A 19,707-nucleotide genomic window follows, 5' to 3' on the forward strand; every position below is an offset into this window, starting at 1 on the left:
AGCCGGTAGTTTTAAAGGATTTCAACCTCACTCTGCTACAAGCGGGGTGAGGTTGAAATATTCAATGGAGGAACTGAAGGAGGGGCAGTTAAAAAAAAAATTGATCGACAGTTATTGATAAAATTAATCGATCGCCCGATCGGGCAAAATATAAATACAAAGTTTTTAAATTAGAATTTCTAGGTTTTACTGAAGCGGTAAAGAAACCGCAACTGCTGGCTAGCAATGAGCACTGAAGAATATATCCGGCAAGCCCAAATTTATTTGAACAGGAGGAAGTTAACGGAGGCGATCGAGTTTTGCAAAAAGGCGATCGAACTTCAACCGTTTTCTCCCTCGGCTTACACGACTTTAGGCGAAATTCTCGAAGCTCAAGGCGATCCGACGGCGGCAAGAGACGCTTTTGTGCAAGCTTTGGAGATTTCGCCGCAGTTTTTTCTGGCTCATGCTTATTTGGGTCAACTTTACAGCGACTATTCGTGGCTGGATGAGGCGGTTTTTCACTACCGACAAGCTCTGGATTTGAAACCAGATTGGGCTGAAGTTCATTATAACTTGGGAAATGTTTTTCACAAGCAGGGTAATTTGTTGGGGGCGATCGAGTGTTACCGAAATGCGATCGCCAACAAACCCGATTATCTCGATGCTTTATACAATCTGGCTGTGGTTTTAGATGAAAATAGTCAGCTTGAAGCGGCAATGGATACCTACCGACAGGCCATCGCCGTGGCGCCGGATTACGTGGAAGCTTACAGCAATCTGGGTGTGGTTTTGCTAAAGGACGATCGGGCTGCTGAGGCGATCGAAGTTTACCAGCGGGCGATCGAGATTAAGCCGGATTGGGCAACGCTGCACAATAATTTGGGTCAAGCCTTGCTGGACAAAAGCCCGGAAAGGGCGATCACATCTTACCTCACAGCTATTGAGTTGGAGCCGGACATGGTTTTGGCTCACTACAATTTGGGGAAAGCGTGGCAATTACAGGGGGAACATTCAGCGGCAGTTGCTTGTTTCGATCGCGCGATCGAGGTCAATTCTGACTATATTTCGGGCTATACCGACGCCGGGTTTTCTTTGATGGTTTTGGGCAAAATTGCGGAAGCCATGCCTTATTTTGAGCGGGCAATAGCTCTGAAGCCTGATTTTGTTGAGGCTTACTGCCGATTGGGAGACAGGCGCAGAGTTGCTGCTGTAGAAGAGGATGAATTGTCAAGGGCGATCGCTGCGTGCGATCAATTTCTCACAGCACTAACTGGAAGGAAGAAGGAAGAAGGAAGAGGGAAGAAGGAAGAAAAAGAAACTATTCCCAATGCCCAATGCCCAATGCCCAATGCCCAATTACCAATTGCTGAAATTTGCGATAATTTAGCCGAAATTTACTTGCATTTGGGAAATGCTTTAACAGAGTACGGCGGACACGAATCGGCCGCCGCTTATTATCAAAAAGCTTTGCAAATTCAGCCCAAAAATGCAGAGCTTTACTGGCGGGTGGGAAATTCCTTAGCCCAGCAACAGCGGTTCAGTGCAGCAATTGCAGTTTACCGCATGGCTTTGACGATTCAACCTGCTTTACCGCAGGTTTATTTTGAGTTGGCAAAACTGCTGGAAAAACAGGGGCGCTGGGAACGGGCGATCGATTATTATCAAAAGGTTTTAGAGCTGCAATTGCACGGGTACGGAAATCAGAAAAAGTGGAAAAAAAAGAGTTTTATCTTGCCAGATAGCACTTCTATAAAACCTCCTCACGGTATTTATTTATCGAGTTGGGATTGGCTGGTTAAGGCAAAGTTGGATGCGGACAATTATGTGGAAATAGTTTGGAAATATGCACCAGAAGCAAGTGCAGAAAATATTCCGAATTCCCAATTTGCGAGATCCAATTCCAAATTGGCCAATTCCGATTGTGCCGGGTTAACTTGCGGGCTGTGTTTGCAGAGACTTTCTAAGTGGTTCGATCCGGTGCATTTGGGTTGGGGAGTTTGCCGTTTGTCTAACTTGCAACCGCTACCTGTGGAGTCACCAAAGACTTTTGTGGCACAGATTCCCAACGGGCGAGTTTGGATTGTTCCGCAAGAAAATTATTGGCTGATTTGCAAGGCTATCGCTGTAATTACTCCTGACAATTATTTGTTGGCTGATGTGTCGAGAGATTATCCGGGGTTTTTGCCGGGATGCGAAAAGTATGATATTAGAAAACATAGCGTTTTTAAGTTAGAATCATTCCCGCCTATCAAGCAAATTGACGGCAGCGTGGCGGTGCTTTCTGGTTTGTCGGGCAATGTCTATTTTCACTGGATGGTTGACGTTTTGCCGAGGATAGAATTGCTGCGGGGAAGTGGCAGGGATTTGGCGGAGATTGATTGGTTTTTGGTGAATAGTTGTCAGCACCAATTTCAGCGGGAAAGTCTGAGGATTCTGGGCATTCCCGAAGAAAAAGTCTTGGAGAGCGATCGCTTGCCACACATACAAGCAACCGAGTTGATTGTACCTTCTTTTGCGGGATATTTGGGCTGGCCTTCTGGGTGGGCGATGGATTTTTTGAGGCGGGAGTTTCTCAAGGGAATTATACCTAGTTCGCGCTATCCAAAACGCATTTACATCAGCCGCAGCAAAGCAAGATATCGACGAGTTTTGAACGAAGAAGATGTGGTTGAAGTTCTGGAGAAATTTGGCTTTGTTTCTATTTTGCCTGAGTCGATGTCTTTGGCAGAGCAAATTGCTCATTTCTATCACGCTGAGGTGATAGTTGCTGCCCACGGCAGCGGCTTGACAAATACGATTTTTAGTCGCCAGGGAACTAAAGTAATTGAGTTGGTGTCGCCTCACTATATCAGCCATTATTACTGGGGAAGCAGTCAATATTTGCAGTTGGAACATTACTTTTTAACAGGCGAGGCTTTTGAATGCTATCCTATTAGACAGTTGATGTATCAGAATTCGCTGACTGAAGATATTTTAGTGAACTTGAGTTCGCTGAAAAAGATGGTTGAGGTGGTGGGTTTGGGTTAGTTGGTGTCTGGAGCAAGTTTAATTATGCCCTCGATTGAGAAGATGGAAAAGGCAGCGGTTGATTTGAATCGGCAAGCAGAAGTTTATTTAGCCGAAGGAAAGTTGAATGAGGCAGTTGCTGCTTGCGAGTCAGCGTTGAAAATTGAACCGAATTTGGCGGCAGCGTGCCAGACGCTGGGAAAGGTGATGCAGGTTCGAGGTGAAATCGAGCAAGCTAAGCAGTGGTATGAATCGGCGATCGATCGCAATCCAAATTTGCCGGAAGTTTATGCTAATCTCGGCATTTTGTATTCTCAGGGGAAACAGTGGGAAAAGGCGATCGCAAATTGTGAAAAAGCGATTTCGCTAGCGCCGAATTTTGCTGCTGTTTACCGGCAGTTGGCGAGAATTTGGACGCAGTTGGAGAAGCCAGAAGAGGCGGCAGACTGCTGGTATCAAGCTTTCAATATCGAGCCAAATTGGGCAACTGCGGACGAGCACGTTACCCTGGGAAATAGTTTTGTTGAATTAGGAAAGTTCGATCGCGCTATTGAATGTTATTCGCGAGCCATTAAGTTAAACCCGAATCTGGCAACAGCTTATCACAATTTGGGGGAAATGCTGGTTGGTCAGAAGCGGTGGGATGAGGCGATCGCCAATTACCGACAAGCCATTGAAATTAATCCAGATTCTTTTGAATCTTACCACAGTTTGGGTAAAACTTGGGCGGAGCGAGGAGAATGCGATCGGGCGATCGCCTGTTACCGCAAAAGCCTCGAACTCAATCCCAATTATGCTCGTGCTTACCTTAGCTTGGGCAATATTTTTATGCAAAAGCGCGAGTTTGATGCAGCAATTAAATGTTACCGTCAGACTCTTGAATTTAATGATAATTCCTACTGGGCATACAATTGTTTAGGGGACGCTTTGGCTCAAAAACAACTGTGGCAGGAAGCTATTAGTTGCTACCGCAAAGCTATTGAAATAAATCCAAATATTCCTTGGTTTTATGTCAATTTGGGAGTTGCCTTCACCTGCGAAAAATCCTGGGATGAAGCTGTTAGCGCTTACCTGCACGCGGTTCAGCTTGAGCCGAATTTGACGGGAATTAATCAGCGGTTGGGATATGTTTTGCGGAAGCGCAGCGAATCGGGTTTAGAAAGGACAATCGCAACTTATTGTCAAGCTATTGAGGTACTTGCAAGCGGGAAAATTTACCACAAATTGCTGGGAATTGAGTTAGATGGAGCAGAGTTTTATATAAATTTAGGCAATAGTTTAGCGAAACAGAAGCAGCTTGAAGGTGCGATCGTATTTTATAGCATGGCACTGCAAATTGAGCCCAATGCTGCGGAAGTTGTGGCCAAACTGGATGAGGTTCGCGCGAAACAACAGGAGTTATACGCACAAATTGCCGCTTACCGTCACCAAATTGATCTCGATCCGAGCAATTCTAAGGCTTACAACGATTTAGGAAATATTTTACCGCAATTAGGGGAATTAGAAGAAGCAATTATTTGCCACCAAAAAGCGGGCGAATTGAGGGGTTGGCCTGAGTGTGCGGCGAAAGATTATCAATTTACCCAAGATTGGTTTACCCACAATATTCCTATTTGGAAACGGCATTTGCAGGAATTTACCGGAATTGCCGATTTTCAAGTTGTGGAAATCGGCAGTTTTCAGGGAATGTCGGCTTGCTGGCTGCTGGATAATATTTTAACTCATCCGACGGCAAAGATTACTTGTATTGATTTGTATTTTCAACAACATTTTAAGGGCAATATTGTTAAAACGGGAGCCGCAGATCGGGTAATTGAATTAGAAGGTTACTCTCAAGATTTGTTAGTGAATTTGAATTCGGAATATTACGATGTTGCTTACATTGACGGCTGTCACAAACCTACCAGTGCTCTGCAAGATGCGATTTTATCTTGGAGGTTGGTGAAAGTTGGGGGATTGATGATTTTTGACGATTACGAGTTTACGTTTCCCGACAGCCCGGAGCAAGATACTAAAATTGGGATAGATGTTTTTTTGGAGATGTTTGGAAGTCAGTTAGAAGTTGTACATAAAGGCTATCAACTGATTGTCAAAAAAATGGGCCATCAAAGTTTGGGCGAAGAGCAAACTCTGTTGTCTCTGGGTTGGGAAAAGTTGGGGGATATTGCGGCAAATGCGGGTTATTTAGATGAGGCGAGCGCTCGCTATCAAACAGCTATTAAAATTAAGTCGGGCAACTACTTAACTTACCACAAGTTGGGTAAAACTCTGCAAAAGAAAGAACTGTTTGACGAAGCTCGGGTCGCTTACCAACGGGCGATCGCACTAAACCCTAATTTGAGTTGGCCTTACCACTTTTTGGGGGAAACTTTACAGGCGATTGAGGAACACGACGAAGCCGCTGCTGCTTACCGCAAAGCAATTGAGTTAAATCCCGATTTTTGTTGGACTTACAACAATTTAGGCGATGTGCTGATGGAGCTTTCTGAGTGGGAGGAAGCTGCTGTTAGTTACCGCAAGTTAGTTGAACTGAAGCCCGATTTTTGTTGGTCTTACGATAGATTAGGTAAGGCTTTAGTTGCACTGGAAAATTGGGAGGACGCGGCGGCGGCTTACCGCAAAGCTATTGAACTAAATCCCGATGATTGTTGGCTGTACAATAGTTTGGGAGAAGTTCTGGAATCACAAGAAAATTGGCCAGAAGCAGCAGTGGCTTTTGGTCGTGCTATTGAGCTAGAATCTGAGCATAGTTGGCTCTACAAAAAGTTTGGCGATGCACTGCGGAAGCAAGGAGAATTGGAAAGGGCGATCACCATTTATGAAAAAGGCATCAATCTCGATCCAAAATCCTGTTGGTGTTACGAAGGATTGGGTTTTAGTTTAATTGCAAAACAGCAGTGGGAACCTGCAATTACTAATTTAGTTCAAGCCCTGCAAATTCAACCCGATTTGTTTGAAGCTTACGATAATATAGGTTATGCTCTGGAACAACAAGGAGAAGTCGATGAGAGCGATCGAGAAAAATGCAGTAATCAAAATTTACCCTTAAGGATTCTCGAAAAATACTGTGGGTTTACAGAAGATTTGACCGTTGCAGCAGAATCAAATCCTAACCTCACCTGCATTGACATCCATCCTGCGAGTCAAATCAATTTATCTAATTCCAAAACAATCGACAGCAGCCGCAGATTTTGGGAACATCAAAGTCATTCCAAAAAAGCTTTTGTTGCCGTCTTGCCAAACGGACGAGCTTGGGCAGATGTTGTGACTACTGCCGTGATTACTTCAGACAATAAACTTGTTGCTGATATTTCAATGGGTTGTGCTGAATTGGTAATCACTTCCGACAAATTGCCTCCCGCTGAACACGTCGATGGAAATGTGGCTTTTTTATCTGCTCGCTGGGGTGGAGCCGCTTATTTTCATTGGATGTTTGATGTGATTACGCGATTTGACCTTTTACAGCGGAGCGGATTGATAGAAACTATAGATAAGTTTGTTGTCAATGCCAGGGATTCTTCCTATCAAGCAGAAACTTTAGAGACTTTAGGAATTCCTCAAGATAAACTTTTAGAAAGTCGCTGCAGTTTACACATTACAGCAGATAAATTAATAGTTCCGTCAATATCTTATAACGGGTCGGGAGCTGTTTCAAAATGGAAGTGTGAATATCTCAAACAGACATTTTTAAAAGAACAAAAGCCACTAAATACAGACTATTCAGAGCGAATTTATATCAGCCGCCAACAAGCATCCTATCGGCGGATAGTCAACGATGAAGAGGTAATTAAATACTTAGAAAAATGTGGGTTCCGCAGTGTCAAGCTGGAAACGATGTCGATAGCGGAACAAGCATCGTGTTTGGCTGCTGCTAAAGTAGTTGTCGCACCCCACGGAGGGGGGTTGACAAATCTAGTTTTTTGCAGTCCGGGAACTAAGGTGATTGAGATTTTTTCTCCCCTTTACGTTCCCTATTGTTATTGGATGATTAGCAATTTGTGCAGTTTGGAACATTACTATTTAATTGGTGATTTGGTTGATGATGAAACTCCGACAAAACCTTTACATAAAAATATGCGGTTGGATGTGAACTCGCTGGAAAAATTACTGACTATTGCAGGAGTTTTGCATGTATAATGACTACCACTATTTTGGTAATTCCCTGCAAGAAAGCGGTCGGTTTGATGAGGCTGTTGCTGCTTACAAAAAAGCTATTGAATTAACTCCTAATTTTTCTTGGTCTTATCACAGTTTGGGCGATGTTTTGCTGAAACTTGGAAAATGGGAGGAAGCTGTTGCTGCTTACAAAAAAGCTGTTGAGTTAAATCCTGATTTTTCCTGGTCTTATCACAATTTGGGCGATGCTTTGCTGAAACTTCGGCAATGGGAAGAGGCTGCTGTTGCTTACCGCTGTGAGATTGCGCTCAACTCGGATTTTGCTTGGTCTTTTTGCAATTTAGGCGACGCTTTAACTAAACTCAAACAGTGGGATAAAGCTATCGCCGCGTATTTAAAAGCTGTTGAAATTGACGGAGATTTGCCGGGAATTTACGAGAAGTTGGGATACGCTCTCGGACAAACAGAGTCTGATTTAAACTTAGTGTTAGAACAATCTCAATTGCAAATTACACCGGAAAATTGGGAGTTTTATTTGCAGTTAGGAGAGAATTTAGCCAAGTACGATCGCCCAAAAAGCGCAATTATTCTTTACAAATTGCTCTTGACAAATATGCCGAGTTGTGCAATACTGTCAGCGGAATTAGAGGAGTTGTTGCAGCAGCAAGAAAAGTGCGATGGCGCATTAGCATCATCTCGCGCAACGGTCGCCCAAAAACCCGATGATTGCTGGTCTTACTACAATTTAGGTGCTGTTCTGAGCCACCAAAAATATTGGGAGGAAGCGGCGGCGGCATTTTTCCAAGCAATAGAAATAAATCCCGATCTTCCTTGGTGGTTTTATTACAATTTGTGGGAAGTTTTTGTGAGGCAAAACAAGCTAGATGAAGTTGAGAACTTGTGTCGCGAAGTTGTTGCAGCTAAACCGGAGGCTTTTTGGCCTTATCTGAATTTGGGGGAAGCTTTGACGAGGCAAGGTAAAATTGCCGAGGCGATTGATTTTTATCGAACTGTCAGTTACAAAGAAAGTTTGGCATCTATTATCAGTAAGAGAACAGGCAAGATGCCTGTTCCACAAGCAGATACAGGCAAGATGCCTGTTCCACAAGCAGATACAGGCAAGATGCCTGTTCCACAAAATTGGAACTTAAAACCAGTCCAAGTTCCTAACTTTATAATTATTGGTTCTCAGCGGTGCGGCACGACTTCTCTGTATACTTATTTAGCTCAACACCCGCAAATTTTGACTCCGATTAAAAAGGAGATGGATTTTTTCTCGTGGCACTTTGACAGAGGGATTGATTGGTATTTGGCTCATTTTCCGCCAATGCCTCCGGGAGAGCAATTTTTGACTGGTGAAGCAAGTCCGAGCTATTTTGACTATCGGGAAGCACCGGAACGGCTCTACAGCCAGTTTCCAGAGGCTAAACTGATTGTACTTTTGCGAAATCCGGTCGATCGGGCGATTTCTCAATTCTACCGCTTGACTGGCTTAAATTGGGAAGCGCGATCGCTCGATCGAGTAATTAGCGATGAAATTGAACGGTTGAATCAAAATCCAGAATACATCATCGGCGAGGAACCGGGGAATTATTTAGCTCGCGGTAGGTACATAGAATTTATAAAAAACTGGCGGGCTTTCTTTCCCCCAGAACAGTTGTTAATTTTGAAAAGCGAAGATTTTTATTCACGTGCGGAGACCTCTGTCAAGCAAGTTTTAGAATTCTTAGATTTGCCGGAATATCAATTGTCTGAATACCAAAATGCTAATCCTGGTTCTTATCAGCGGGTAAATGAATCGGTTCGCGACAGGTTGAGCGATTATTTCCGACATTACAATCAGGAATTAGAGGAATATTTGGGGAGGCAGTTTGATTGGGAATAAAGTTGAGCTAAGATTAGAACAACTTGTAAGGAGGTAATACCGATGCTGACGAGCGAGCTAGATACGCTACTTAAGGAACAAGCACTCCAACGCCAAGATCCTGAAGATCGCTACATTACCGATAGCGCCAACTGGGAACAATACGAGACACTGCTGAATCGGATTGGAGATACAGCGGGGTATCGAGTTACTTATTTAGATGGAGTTTTGGAAATTATGTCGCCTTCTCGCCGCCATGAAAGTCGCAAAACTGGCATTGGAAATCTGCTAGAAATTTACTTTGTAGAAGCTGAAATAGAATATTTTCCTTTTGGGTATACAACTCTGCGACAAGAGGAAAAAAGTGGCGGTACGGAACCGGATGAAGCTTACTGTATTGGCACAGATAAAGAATTTCCAGATTGGGTAATTGAAGTGATTGTTACCAGTGGCAGCATCAATAAACTAGAACTGTATAGAAGGTTGAATGTACGAGAGGTTTGGTTCTGGCGAAATGACCGATTTTCTATCCACCATTTGCGAGAAGAAATTCCGGTTGAATTCGTGTCCAACTGCGGTTATGAATTAATTACACAAAGCGAATTGCTACCGGGAATTGATATCGATATGTTGAGAGAATGTGTAAAAAATCCTCACCCGTTAGCAGCAGCAAAGGAATGGAGACAGAATTGCCGACCTACTTAAACAGCAAGTTTTAAATCTGCTAGCTGTCGCAAAGACAATGAACTGAGCTCAGCTCGCGCGCGCCGCGAGATTGATTCGGACTATCGTCGCAAAGACAATGAACTGAGCTCACGCGCGCGCCCAAGTCCGAGAAAAAAACCCGCCTCCCCTTGACAAGTCATACTCGTTATGAGTACGCTAAACTAAGCAAAGGAATTGAACCCAAGTACCCAAGAATTTAAAATCATGCTGACGAACCAAGAAGGTCAAAGAGTACCCAAAGTCACCTTTCGCACTCGCAAAGACAACGAGTGGGTGGATGTCACCACCGATGATATATTTGCAGGCAAAACCGTAGCAGTGTTTTCGCTGCCGGGAGCTTTTACTCCCACTTGTTCGTCAACGCACCTCCCCGGTTACAACGAATTGGCGAAAGTTTTCAAAGAAAACGGCGTAGATGAAATCGTTTGCATTTCCGTCAATGACACCTTTGTGATGAACGAGTGGGCAAAAGACCAAGAAGCAGACAATGTGACGTTAATTCCCGACGGTAACGGCGAATTTACTCAAGGCATGGGAATGCTGGTAGACAAAACAGATTTAGGCTTTGGGAAGCGGTCTTGGCGTTATTCGATGCTGGTAAAAGATGGCTTAGTTGACAAAATGTTTATTGAGCCTGATGAACCGGGCGACCCTTTCAAAGTGTCCGATGCCGAGACGATGCTCAACTACATCAACTCCGCAGCAACTAAGCCGAAGGTAGTTTCGCTGTTTACAAAAATGGGCTGTCCCTTCTGCGCTAAGGCTAAGGGAATGCTGAGTCAAAAGGGCTTGGATTATGAAGAAATCGTCTTGGGCCGGGATATCACAACTCGATCGCTCCGGGCTATTACTGGGGCTACAACTGTGCCGCAAGTATTTATCGACGGCAAGTTGATCGGTGGTTCCGAAGCCCTAGAGTCTTATTTGGCAGTTGCTTAGTTAAACAACAATACTTAGCCTGCGGGCGCACAGTGCACACCTTACTCGTTGTACGGTGCGTACTTTGCGGCTTTGCCGTATTTGGGGGTATTTAGCCTAATCAAGCTTCGGTGTCAAAAGTTTGATCGGTCTATTGATCCATTCTCGTGCAACAATTACTGGGGAAGTCATATTAAAAACGCAAGAAATGGGAGTGACCGATCGTGGATTTGAGTTTAGTATCGTCAAATATCTTAAATCCCCCAATATTAGCTTTTTTCATGGGAATGCTGGCAATTTTTCTCAAATCTGATTTAGAAATTCCAGCCCCCATCCCCAAACTGTTTTCGCTGTACCTGCTGTTTGCGATCGGATTTAAAGGCGGCGTCGAACTGTCCAAAAGCGGAATTGACCAGCAAGTTGCCCTGACAATTGCGGCCGCGATGCTGATGTCAATGCTAGTACCCATTTATACTTTTTTCATACTGAGGATAAAACTCGACGCCTACAATGCAGCGGCGATCGCAGCCACCTACGGTTCCATCAGCGCCGTCACATTTATCACCGCAACCTCCTTCCTCACAGCACAGGGGATCGACTTTGACGGTTACATGGTAGCCGCGCTAGCATTAATGGAATCCCCAGCAATTATAGTTGGTCTGATTCTAGTCAGTGTATTTGGCGGGGAAGAAGGAAAACGCGAAATAGTTTGGCCAGAAGTGTTGCAAGAAGCATTCCTAAACAGTTCAGTTTTTCTACTGATTGGCAGCCTAATTATGGGCATACTGACAGGAGAACATGGTTGGGAAATTATGAGTCCGTTTACTCAAGACTTGTTTTACGGAGTTCTGACTTTTTTCTTGCTAGACATGGGGCTGGTTGCCGCTAGCAGAATTAAAGATTTGCAAGAAGCAGGAGTTTTTCTGATCGGCTTTGCAATCCTAATTCCCCTAGTCAACGCAGTAATTGCTTTGGTAATAGCCAAATTAATCGGAATGCCGCAGGGAGACACTTTGCTGTTTGCCGTATTGTGCGCGAGTGCTTCTTATATAGCAGTACCAGCAGCCATGCGCCTAACTGTTCCCGAAGCGAATCCAAGCCTTTACATTTCAACTGCCTTAGCAGTGACATTTCCCTTTAATATCATTGTAGGCATTCCCCTGTATCTATACGGAATCAATATGTTTTGGAGGTGAGATGATGGAGTCAGTCAAAAGAGTAGAAATCATAGCTCACTCAGTGGAGCTCGGCAAGATTTTAGACGGTTTAGACAAAGCTGGGGTACCAGGTTATTCGGTGATTCGTGATGTCGCTGGAAAAAGCACTAGGGATCACGTTTCTCGTGGTTCATCAATGACGGCGCTGGATAACATTTATGTGCTTGCTTTTTGTTCACCAGCTCAAGTTTCAGCAGTTGCAGAAAACATTAGACCCGTGCTCAATAAATTTGGTGGGTCGTGTTTTATTTCAGATGCGGTGGAATTGCTAATTACTAGGTGCGTCGGGTAGTCATTAGTCCTTAGTGATTATACCAATTCGGAAAATTTGAGCTACACATAGATTCTACGCCATATGTTTAGGGACACGGCAATGCCGTGTCCTTGAGCGGATATGCGACTTTCATCCTAGGCTTTAGTTCCGACAATCGCCACTGGTGAGAATCCCAATCCGTTTCGCCTTTTGGATAAGTTTTTTATTATTACTTTAGCCTGATTAAAAAAAGCGATTTTGAAAATATTTTCTGTCTATTATAGCACTTTTACAAGTTTATACTCATCAGCCATTAGCCATTAGTCAGGGGTCTTTTCAGGATTAATTGCCCTTCCCAGCCGGGGCCTAATTCAGAATTCTTAAGAGATAGAAAAGAATCAGTTGCCAAAATCCGTTAGCGTGGTAAATTCTAAGCCACCACAGACGATCGCCCGATCGACTAGCGAGATTTTCAAGAGGAGTTTAAACATGGCTGCATTAAAAGTTGGCATCAACGGATTTGGTCGCATCGGACGGCTAGTCATGCGTGCCGGCATCAAAAACCCCAACATCCAATTTGTCGGCATTAACGACTTAGTTTCGCCAGACAACCTGGCTTATCTTTTCAAATACGACTCCACCCACGGCATTTACGACGGCGAAGTTGAAAGCAAACCAGACGGGATTGTCGTTGACGGAAATTTTATCCCCTGTACAGCGATTAGAAATCCTGCCGAATTGCCCTGGGGTAAATCCGGCGCAGATTATGTTGTAGAATCTACCGGATTGTTTACAGATTTTGAAGGCGCATCAAAACACTTGACGGCGGGAGCAAAACGAGTAATACTTTCAGCACCGACAAAAGACCCGGAAAAAGTTCCCACTTTTCTAGTAGGCGTCAATCACCACAAATTTGACCCGGCAAAAGATACGGTTGTTTCTAATGCTAGCTGTACGACGAATTGTTTAGCACCAATTGCCAAAGTTATCAACGATAACTTCGGATTGGAAGAAGGTTTAATGACTACAGTTCACGCAATGACAGCTACTCAACCAACTGTAGACGGCCCCAGCCAAAAAGATTGGCGGGGAGGACGCGGTGCGGCTCAAAATATTATTCCATCTTCGACCGGTGCAGCAAAAGCTGTTACTTTGGTGTTGCCAGAATTGAAAGGAAAATTGACGGGAATGGCTTTGCGCGTGCCAACTCCCGACGTGTCTGTAGTTGACCTTACTTTCAAAACGGCAAAGGAAACTAGCTATAAAGAAATTTGTGAAGCTATGAAAAAAGCTTCGGAGGGCCAACTCAAAGGCATTCTTGGATATACTGAGGATGCGGTAGTTTCGACAGATTTTCAGGGCGACGCGCGATCGAGCATTTTCGATGCAGGTGCGGGAATTGAACTGAATTCTAAGTTTTTCAAAGTGGTTTCCTGGTACGACAACGAGTGGGGTTATTCTAGCCGCGTGATTGACTTAATGCTGTCTATGGCCGAGAAAGACGGAATTTTGAATAATTGATTTTTTGTGAGGTGGCATTTTGGGCGGGCTCGCGTGCCCAACCCCTACTCCCCACACACAAATTCCTATGATTTTTTGTGGAACGGGCATCTTGCCCGTTCCTGATAATGTTATCTAATGTGAGTTAAACTTTTTTTATTTCCGATTCGATCGCGCTCATGTCTGAATTACCACCGCTGAATAACGAAACTATTTGGGCTATTCTCAACGAAGAAATCGACGATGCTGCCGTCAACCGATTAGTTTGGCAGTATCTGGGCTACCGCTGGGATGCCGAGACTGGCAAGTGGAACAGTGCAGGTGTTGCACCCGAGTGGCGGCAAGAGTACCCGGAACCGCCGGATTTTATCGATTCTAGGCCGGCGACGGTGAAATTGACTCGATCGACCCCTCCAGAAAACAAGCAGTTGCTGAAGGAAAAATTGGGGTTTAAGGGCTATAAAATTGGGGAATTCGGGCCGAGACAGACTCGCAGGGCGACGATGGCTAATTGGTTGATGGGTTTTATGGAATCTGGGGCGTAACAAGAATTTTGGATGGCTGTGCGGTTGTTGCCGGCGTTAGAGGTGTCTGTGGCAATTCTGGCAGCAGCAACCAAGACTCACTTTTGAGCGCGGCAGTTGACAAAGCCGTATCCCAAATGGTGACTAAACTGGCAGAAGCCTCTAATAAATTAGGTTAGAAATTTTGAAACGTTTTTAGATTGGGAGTTGTTAAATCCCCAATCTAAAATCTAAAAATGTTTCAGCTACTTGACCTGCGATTGTACCAGTTAATATTAGTTTGGTTTAGGAATCTGCATTTTCCTTTATACTAAACTCGATCCAATTTGTTCAACATACTCAAGCATTAACAGTTTAATTAGCATTGGGATTTGAGTCAGAATCAACGCACTTCCCCTTTTGAGTTGGGTTTAAGGCTAGGCTAGAGGCTACTTTAGAAACCGCAGCTTGTTCTTGAATCCATCCAATTTCCCCCGGTTGCAGCTTGGCGCTTTCTACTTCGACTGTTGGCTTAACTGCCGGGGAAGGCGACGGAGTTGCCACAGCGGGAGATGGATTCAGTGTCGATTTTGAAATAGTAGAAAAATCTTTATTTGACTCTGCTTTGGGAGAGTTCGATCGCACTATTTCAGGAATCGAACAAACTTTCAATTCCAGCCAATTGCCTTGAGGCGTAAGCTGTTTGTTTGTCACCTGCAAAACGCTGCCGGCTGGGACTGTTCCTTTGACAGTCAACTCACCGATTGCGCCTCGCAAATCCAAGCGCTCGCCCTCTTTTCCCAATTCCCCAACCGCAGAACTTTTAATCTCTATAAACGAGCCTGGTTCTAAAGATTTGACCGGAGAAGCTACAGGTTCAACATTTTTCTCCGGCGAGCTTCCAGCATTAATTAAGCCGCCTTTCCCGAAAATCGACTCCCCGGCAGTATCGATCGCCCGACCCACCGGAGGGATGAAAAAATAAGCAAATACACCCCCCAAGCCTAATAAAAATAAAATTTTTAGCAGCAGCGAAAATGGGCTTTTGCTTTTTTCCGGCTGTAACAACTGCGTTTTTGCTGGAGAATTACCCTCGCCAAGGCTTGTGATATCGGTCAAATCCGTTGGCATATCCTCGCTGTCGGAAATTAGTTCGATCGGCGTATCTAAAGGTGCGACAGACAGTTCTGTCAAAGTATTGCCGTCTTCCCTCAAATGTGCTTGACAGTGAATTAAAGCAACAGTAACGTTATCGTGACCGTTTCTAGTATTAGCAATCTCAATCAGTCGATCGCGCGCCTTAACCAAATTAATGCTACCGTCGAGAATTGGCAAAATCTCCGCTTCCCAACATTCCTCAACCCGGTCTTTATCACTCAAACCGTCGGAACACAGCAGCAAAACGCAGTCTTCATCCACCGGAAAACGCTGCACAGTCGGGTGCAGAGTGTTGGACGAAGTAATCCCCAAAGCTTGAATCAGAGCTCCGGCGGCCACTTGTTCCAAAGCATCCCGGTAGAGAGAGTAGCCCAAACGCACCTCACGGCAAGCCACATTATCATCGAGAGTAACTTGATAGCAGCCGGTACGAGTAATCCAGTAAGCCCGACTGTCTCCGACGTGGGCGACGTAGAGTTCGTGAATGTGGGCTAAAGCCATAACTAGCGTAGTTCCCATCCGCTGGCGGCCTTGGCGGTGTTCGCTGTCGTTGCGACTGGCTATCTTGTCGTTAGCAGCACAAGCCGCCCGTTCCAGCTTGGAAGTCAGGCTCAACGGGTCCCAATTAGCCTGATGCAGGGGCATTTGCTGCAACTTGTCGCGCAGCACACCAATCGCTTCTTCCGAAGCGACTTCGCCGCCGTCTTGTCCGCCGATACCGTCGCAGACGATCGCGCAAGCTTCCGCACCCGGGTTTCCTGCGAACACCTTACCACTGGGCGGATAGCAAGCATCTTCGTTGTGAGCCCGGGCTCTGCCTACATCCGTGCCCGTGGCAATTTCAACGTGACGATCGTAAAATCGGCCGCACTTTGCCAAAGCTTTATCCAACTGGCCCATCAATTGTTCGCCGTGGCGCACTTGACCGGCAACCATTTGCTGGCAAAGTTGCCTCAAAAAATTGGCAATAGCCGGGTGAGCATCTTCGAGCCACTGCTGCCACAATTTGCCCAACTGCGACAAATGAGGCGGTTTGCGATCGGGCTGCAATTCCAGAAACCGCACCAATTGCCCTTCCACCCGCAGCAGTTCCGGAGTCAGCAGTGTGGAAGCCACGCCCTGAGCGATACACGGCTGCCACAACTGGGCAATTTGCCACAGCCAATTGAGCTGGCGCATCGCTGCGGCTCCTTTCCAGGAATCCGCCAATTCCGGCATTAAAGATTCCGTCACCTTCAAAATCGGCCCGTTTTCCAGTAGCCAGATATCTCCCGATAGCTTGCTCATCTTGGACGATACCAGGCCGTATACTTGAGGTACGTGCAACTGATAGGCAAACAGTCTCAGATAAGGAGTGACAAGACTCGGAATCTCTTCGGGCAGTTCCGGCAAGTGTTCGGGTTGAGTATCGACAAGAAGTCGATCGCGCTTGACCAAGTAGCGACCAGCGATCAGATCGCCTGGCTTACACCCTTTGATCCCTTCACCTAAAGCCCATAAGTAGTGTTTTGCCACAGAGTTTTGCATAAGGGTTCCTGACGCCTTTGGGCAAGCGTGCTGATCTGAACTATTTTAGCGATTGAACCTCGACGGGTTGATACGTGGCGATTATTTGACACCCCCGCTTTCTCAACAGACGGAGATTCTTAAGACTTCGCAGTCCTAATATCCTGATTTTTCAGGTTCCCGGGCTCACCACGTTTCCACTGTTGTGTGCGTAGTGATATCTGCTACACAAAACTTGGCTAAACTTATTTAAGTCTCACCATTCAATCGGGATTGCTCCTGAAGGGTCTGCTTCCTGCTTCACCCAAGGGAGTCGGCTCCTTCTTGTCCACAGGCGTTAATTCGGGTGTAGCCCACCCTAATCGAATTAATTTTAGTTGAAGCTTTTAGCCATGAGTCATCCAATATTTTCAACCAATTTAACGAAACGCGGACTCCCGTTCGACCTTTTTACAGGCTGGTCAGTTTTGACTTGCACGCTCGGTTTACTCTCCCAGATAATTAAGCCTTGGTTTTTGGCATCGCTCTAATTCTACCACCCACAAAGGTTAACCAGTCAAGCTAAGTCTGACTAACTTTAGTAAACTTTTTTGCTATTTAGTCCAACTCCTGACAATATTTTAGGCGTGACTTTCCCCCAGTCTAGGGGTAGGTTTTAATGTCTTGTACTGACACGAACAGTTTACCATTTTGTTGACGGACGGATGAATCTTGCTATGAGCTTTCAGGGTTAGACGATCGCGCGACACCCCCGTCATGGGCTTGAAATCACACTGTTTTCAGCATATTCCTGATAGTGGCCATTTCCGAAGAAATCGCAGCACTCAAGTGAATTGAGATTTTAGACTAACTATAATGGTAGGATGCTGGTACGTAGAAATCACCTGAGCCGGTAGGTATAAATAAATATCAATGCTCGGTTTTCTCGCCAAGGGTGTTCATTGCCTCGTGACCGAGTTTCGCAAGTAAAGTTAAATTTAACCTGGTCCAAAGACGGATAAAAGCCCCCAGATTCATCTGTGGAGTCCATCTAAAGTATAAAATCGACAATCTCACATTTCACATCTACTGATGGACGCAAGCCCCCGACAGGAGTCGGGGAGAGCAAAAACAATTAGATATTTAGTTCAAGCCCCCAGATTCATCTGTGGAATCAATCTAAAATCTCAAATATCAAATCTAAAATCGACTGACCGGCCTCTGCAAGCTGTTGAGTTTTTAACCATGCACCCACATGATCCCAGCGCCTTTCCCAAGAATTTGCCCGATCCGAAGCGACTGCCTGCTGTTGAAATAGACGAAATACTCACTAGCATTCAACATTCTCACAGTTTCTATTACAAAGTGATGAATCTTGAGGTTTGGGCGCTGGTGGAAACCTTGGATGGGATGTTTCCCGGCGCTTGGGGTCAGTTTATGACCAACCGCCAACTTGCAGTTAAACAGTTTTTGGAACGCGATCGCGTTCCAAGTTCTCCGGTTGATGCTGGGGAGGCGGGAGAGAAGTCCGATCGAAGTCGGAAGAAGGAAGAAGCCGGGAGTCAGGAGTCAGGAGTCATAAAGAAGCAGGAAGAAGAATAAAAGCAGATTTTCCCAATTCTCCCCATCTCCACCTTTCCTCTGTATCCAAGTCTACATCCCCCTCATATCAAATCCGTTAGCATCTGAATAGTAAATTCGAGTTCACTGTTGACGGTTGACTGTTCACGGCGTCAACAGTCAACCGTCAACAGTCAACATCATTCCGGTGTAACCGGAAATGATATCAATCCCCAAAGCGAGAGACAAAACAGAACCCTCTTTTCCCCCCTACTCCCCTGATTAAGAGAAGTAGGAGGGATCGAAACTCAGCTACAAGCGACATTTATTATGGGTTTCAATCTTAAGTTGACATAAATGCCGATCGCTCGATCGCCCTTACAGGTGAACTTTGGAATCAACTTGAGGCAAGCCCATGCTGTAGTTGACAGCGCGGCTGTTAAGGTTATAGCTGATTTGGCCTTTTTGGAGGAGCGATCGCACCAAGTGTTCCAAGTCCGAACCGATACGGCGGAGGTTGTACTCGGTCAAATCTTGGCCCTCGTATGCGTCTACGAGTTCGTCGAACTTGGCCTGTATCTGTTTGACTGACTCGTCATTCCAGTTAAGTTCGTTATCTGGGTCAATATCGAGCGTCAAAAGGTCATTGCTGGGTACGAGTTCGTCATCTTCGAGGATAGCGGTGTATATGCGAATATGGCGGGTTGTTGACTTGAGCTGCATGACTTCTTATGTGTAAAGATTTTTTGCTGAATTAATTGTAATGGCACAGAGATGCGCGGGGAGGGTGGGCGATCGTCAATTTCTCGGAATCCCGAAATTTTTTAGTTGTTCAGCCGTCCAATTTTTGTAATATTCAGTTTTCTCTAAAGAATCGGAAGCTGGCTTCAGCTTAGAATTTACTTGAACAGTGAAGCCCGGATAGGGCATCTTCCTAGTATGAAGCCCGTCAATATTAAAATCTTCTTCGGGATGGATGTGAAAAGCCAGCAAGCCCAGCTCGGAAATCTGATTATTCAATTTGTCTATCAATTCTTTAGTTTCTGGCGCAGTAATTGCTGTTTTTTCGGGATTAATTACTACCATTATTTCCAACTCGGAATTGTAAAATTCATAAATCGATTTCATTATGGCAGAATCGCGATCGAACTCAGTCAGCGCTGAAAACCGCTCGATTTTGAATAAAATTTGATTAGCCAAGCGTGCCTTTTTAGCGAAGGGACAAATCGGTAAATCGCTAAAAACTGGATGCGGTAACTCGACAAACTCCGTCATCCATCTGAGGGTAGATTCTATAATTTCCGTGTCAGATTCATTCATCGACAATCTATGTATTTGATCTTTCAATACTCCGGACAGTTTTTAAGCAGCCAAAGTACCATAAGACAAGACTGAAGAAAGATTAGGATGGTTTAAAAT

At 45.0% G+C, this 19,707-nt stretch carries 13 protein-coding genes; 10 read left to right on the forward strand and 3 right to left on the reverse strand.

What is annotated here, in order from left to right; genetic code table 11:
- Positions 1-225 precede the first annotated feature (225 nt).
- The 9 genes from QUA70_RS21320 to QUA70_RS21360 all read left to right on the forward strand — a co-directional run bounded on the left by QUA70_RS21320 (position 226) and on the right by QUA70_RS21360 (position 14,127).
- Positions 226-3,009, forward strand: a complete 2,784-nt coding sequence (locus tag QUA70_RS21320) for a tetratricopeptide repeat protein (RefSeq protein WP_333349671.1) — start codon at positions 226-228, stop codon at positions 3,007-3,009.
- Between the two features lie 24 nt (positions 3,010-3,033).
- Positions 3,034-7,125 (forward strand): tetratricopeptide repeat protein, encoded by a 4,092-nt coding sequence (locus QUA70_RS21325; protein ID WP_333349673.1) that lies wholly within the window; start codon positions 3,034-3,036, stop codon positions 7,123-7,125.
- Complete coding sequence (locus QUA70_RS21330) at positions 7,118-8,989, forward strand: tetratricopeptide repeat protein (protein ID WP_333349675.1); 1,872 nt, start codon at positions 7,118-7,120, stop codon at positions 8,987-8,989. The genes QUA70_RS21325 and QUA70_RS21330 overlap by 8 nt, the downstream gene beginning before the upstream one ends.
- A gap of 42 nt (positions 8,990-9,031) precedes the next feature.
- The gene (locus QUA70_RS21335; protein ID WP_333328897.1) at positions 9,032-9,673 is read left to right on the forward strand and encodes a Uma2 family endonuclease; all 642 of its coding nucleotides are present in this window, start codon (positions 9,032-9,034) and stop codon (positions 9,671-9,673) included.
- A gap of 225 nt (positions 9,674-9,898) precedes the next feature.
- Positions 9,899-10,633 (forward strand): glutathione peroxidase, encoded by a 735-nt coding sequence (locus tag QUA70_RS21340; protein ID WP_333328900.1) that lies wholly within the window; start codon positions 9,899-9,901, stop codon positions 10,631-10,633.
- Positions 10,634-10,836: 203 nt separating this feature from the next.
- A complete protein-coding gene (locus tag QUA70_RS21345; protein ID WP_333328903.1) occupies positions 10,837-11,808 on the forward strand; it encodes a sodium-dependent bicarbonate transport family permease in 972 nt (323 codons plus the stop codon).
- A 1-nt stretch (position 11,809) separates the two neighbouring features.
- On the forward strand, positions 11,810-12,121 hold the full coding sequence (locus tag QUA70_RS21350) for a P-II family nitrogen regulator (RefSeq protein WP_242728729.1): 312 nt from the start codon (positions 11,810-11,812) through the stop codon (positions 12,119-12,121).
- Between the two features lie 450 nt (positions 12,122-12,571).
- Complete coding sequence (gene gap / locus QUA70_RS21355) at positions 12,572-13,603, forward strand: type I glyceraldehyde-3-phosphate dehydrogenase (RefSeq protein WP_333349677.1); 1,032 nt, start codon at positions 12,572-12,574, stop codon at positions 13,601-13,603.
- A gap of 158 nt (positions 13,604-13,761) precedes the next feature.
- Positions 13,762-14,127 (forward strand): DUF1823 family protein, encoded by a 366-nt coding sequence (locus tag QUA70_RS21360; protein ID WP_333349679.1) that lies wholly within the window; start codon positions 13,762-13,764, stop codon positions 14,125-14,127.
- A 333-nt stretch (positions 14,128-14,460) separates the two neighbouring features.
- Here QUA70_RS21360 and QUA70_RS21365 read toward each other — a convergent pair whose 3' ends face one another.
- Positions 14,461-16,770 carry a protein phosphatase 2C domain-containing protein gene (locus tag QUA70_RS21365; RefSeq protein WP_333349681.1) on the reverse strand — a complete coding sequence of 770 codons (2,310 nt, stop codon included), beginning with the start codon at positions 16,768-16,770 and terminating at the stop codon, positions 14,461-14,463.
- Between the two features lie 1,203 nt (positions 16,771-17,973).
- Here QUA70_RS21365 and QUA70_RS21370 point away from each other — a divergent pair.
- Positions 17,974-18,330, forward strand: a complete 357-nt coding sequence (locus QUA70_RS21370; protein WP_333349683.1) for a hypothetical protein — start codon at positions 17,974-17,976, stop codon at positions 18,328-18,330.
- Positions 18,331-18,666: 336 nt separating this feature from the next.
- Here QUA70_RS21370 and QUA70_RS21375 read toward each other — a convergent pair whose 3' ends face one another.
- Positions 18,667-19,011 carry an NAD(P)H-quinone oxidoreductase subunit M gene (locus QUA70_RS21375; RefSeq protein WP_333349685.1) on the reverse strand — a complete coding sequence of 115 codons (345 nt, stop codon included), beginning with the start codon at positions 19,009-19,011 and terminating at the stop codon, positions 18,667-18,669.
- A gap of 75 nt (positions 19,012-19,086) precedes the next feature.
- On the reverse strand, positions 19,087-19,608 hold the full coding sequence (locus QUA70_RS21380) for a hypothetical protein (protein ID WP_333349687.1): 522 nt from the start codon (positions 19,606-19,608) through the stop codon (positions 19,087-19,089).
- Between the last annotated feature and the right edge of the window lie 99 nt (positions 19,609-19,707).

It is taken from the genome of Microcoleus sp. LAD1_D5, from assembly GCF_036702115.1.
GTDB lineage: Bacteria > Cyanobacteriota > Cyanobacteriia > Cyanobacteriales > Microcoleaceae > Microcoleus.

Excerpts from the sequence above, each read along its gene's own strand:
- QUA70_RS21320 (WP_333349671.1), top strand. The coding sequence starts at position 226 with ATGAGCACTGAAGAATATATCCGGCAAGCCCAAATTTATTTGAACAGG.
- QUA70_RS21325 (WP_333349673.1), top strand. The coding sequence starts at position 3,034 with ATGCCCTCGATTGAGAAGATGGAAAAGGCAGCGGTTGATTTGAATCGG.
- QUA70_RS21330 (WP_333349675.1), top strand. The coding sequence starts at position 7,118 with ATGTATAATGACTACCACTATTTTGGTAATTCCCTGCAAGAAAGCGGT.
- QUA70_RS21335 (WP_333328897.1), top strand. The coding sequence starts at position 9,032 with ATGCTGACGAGCGAGCTAGATACGCTACTTAAGGAACAAGCACTCCAA.
- QUA70_RS21340 (WP_333328900.1), top strand. The coding sequence starts at position 9,899 with ATGCTGACGAACCAAGAAGGTCAAAGAGTACCCAAAGTCACCTTTCGC.
- QUA70_RS21350 (WP_242728729.1), top strand. The coding sequence starts at position 11,810 with ATGATGGAGTCAGTCAAAAGAGTAGAAATCATAGCTCACTCAGTGGAG.
- gap (WP_333349677.1), top strand. The coding sequence starts at position 12,572 with ATGGCTGCATTAAAAGTTGGCATCAACGGATTTGGTCGCATCGGACGG.
- QUA70_RS21360 (WP_333349679.1), top strand. The coding sequence starts at position 13,762 with ATGTCTGAATTACCACCGCTGAATAACGAAACTATTTGGGCTATTCTC.
- QUA70_RS21365 (WP_333349681.1), bottom strand. The coding sequence starts at position 16,770 with ATGCAAAACTCTGTGGCAAAACACTACTTATGGGCTTTAGGTGAAGGG.
- QUA70_RS21370 (WP_333349683.1), top strand. The coding sequence starts at position 17,974 with ATGCACCCACATGATCCCAGCGCCTTTCCCAAGAATTTGCCCGATCCG.
- QUA70_RS21375 (WP_333349685.1), bottom strand. The coding sequence starts at position 19,011 with ATGCAGCTCAAGTCAACAACCCGCCATATTCGCATATACACCGCTATC.
- QUA70_RS21380 (WP_333349687.1), bottom strand. The coding sequence starts at position 19,608 with ATGAATGAATCTGACACGGAAATTATAGAATCTACCCTCAGATGGATG.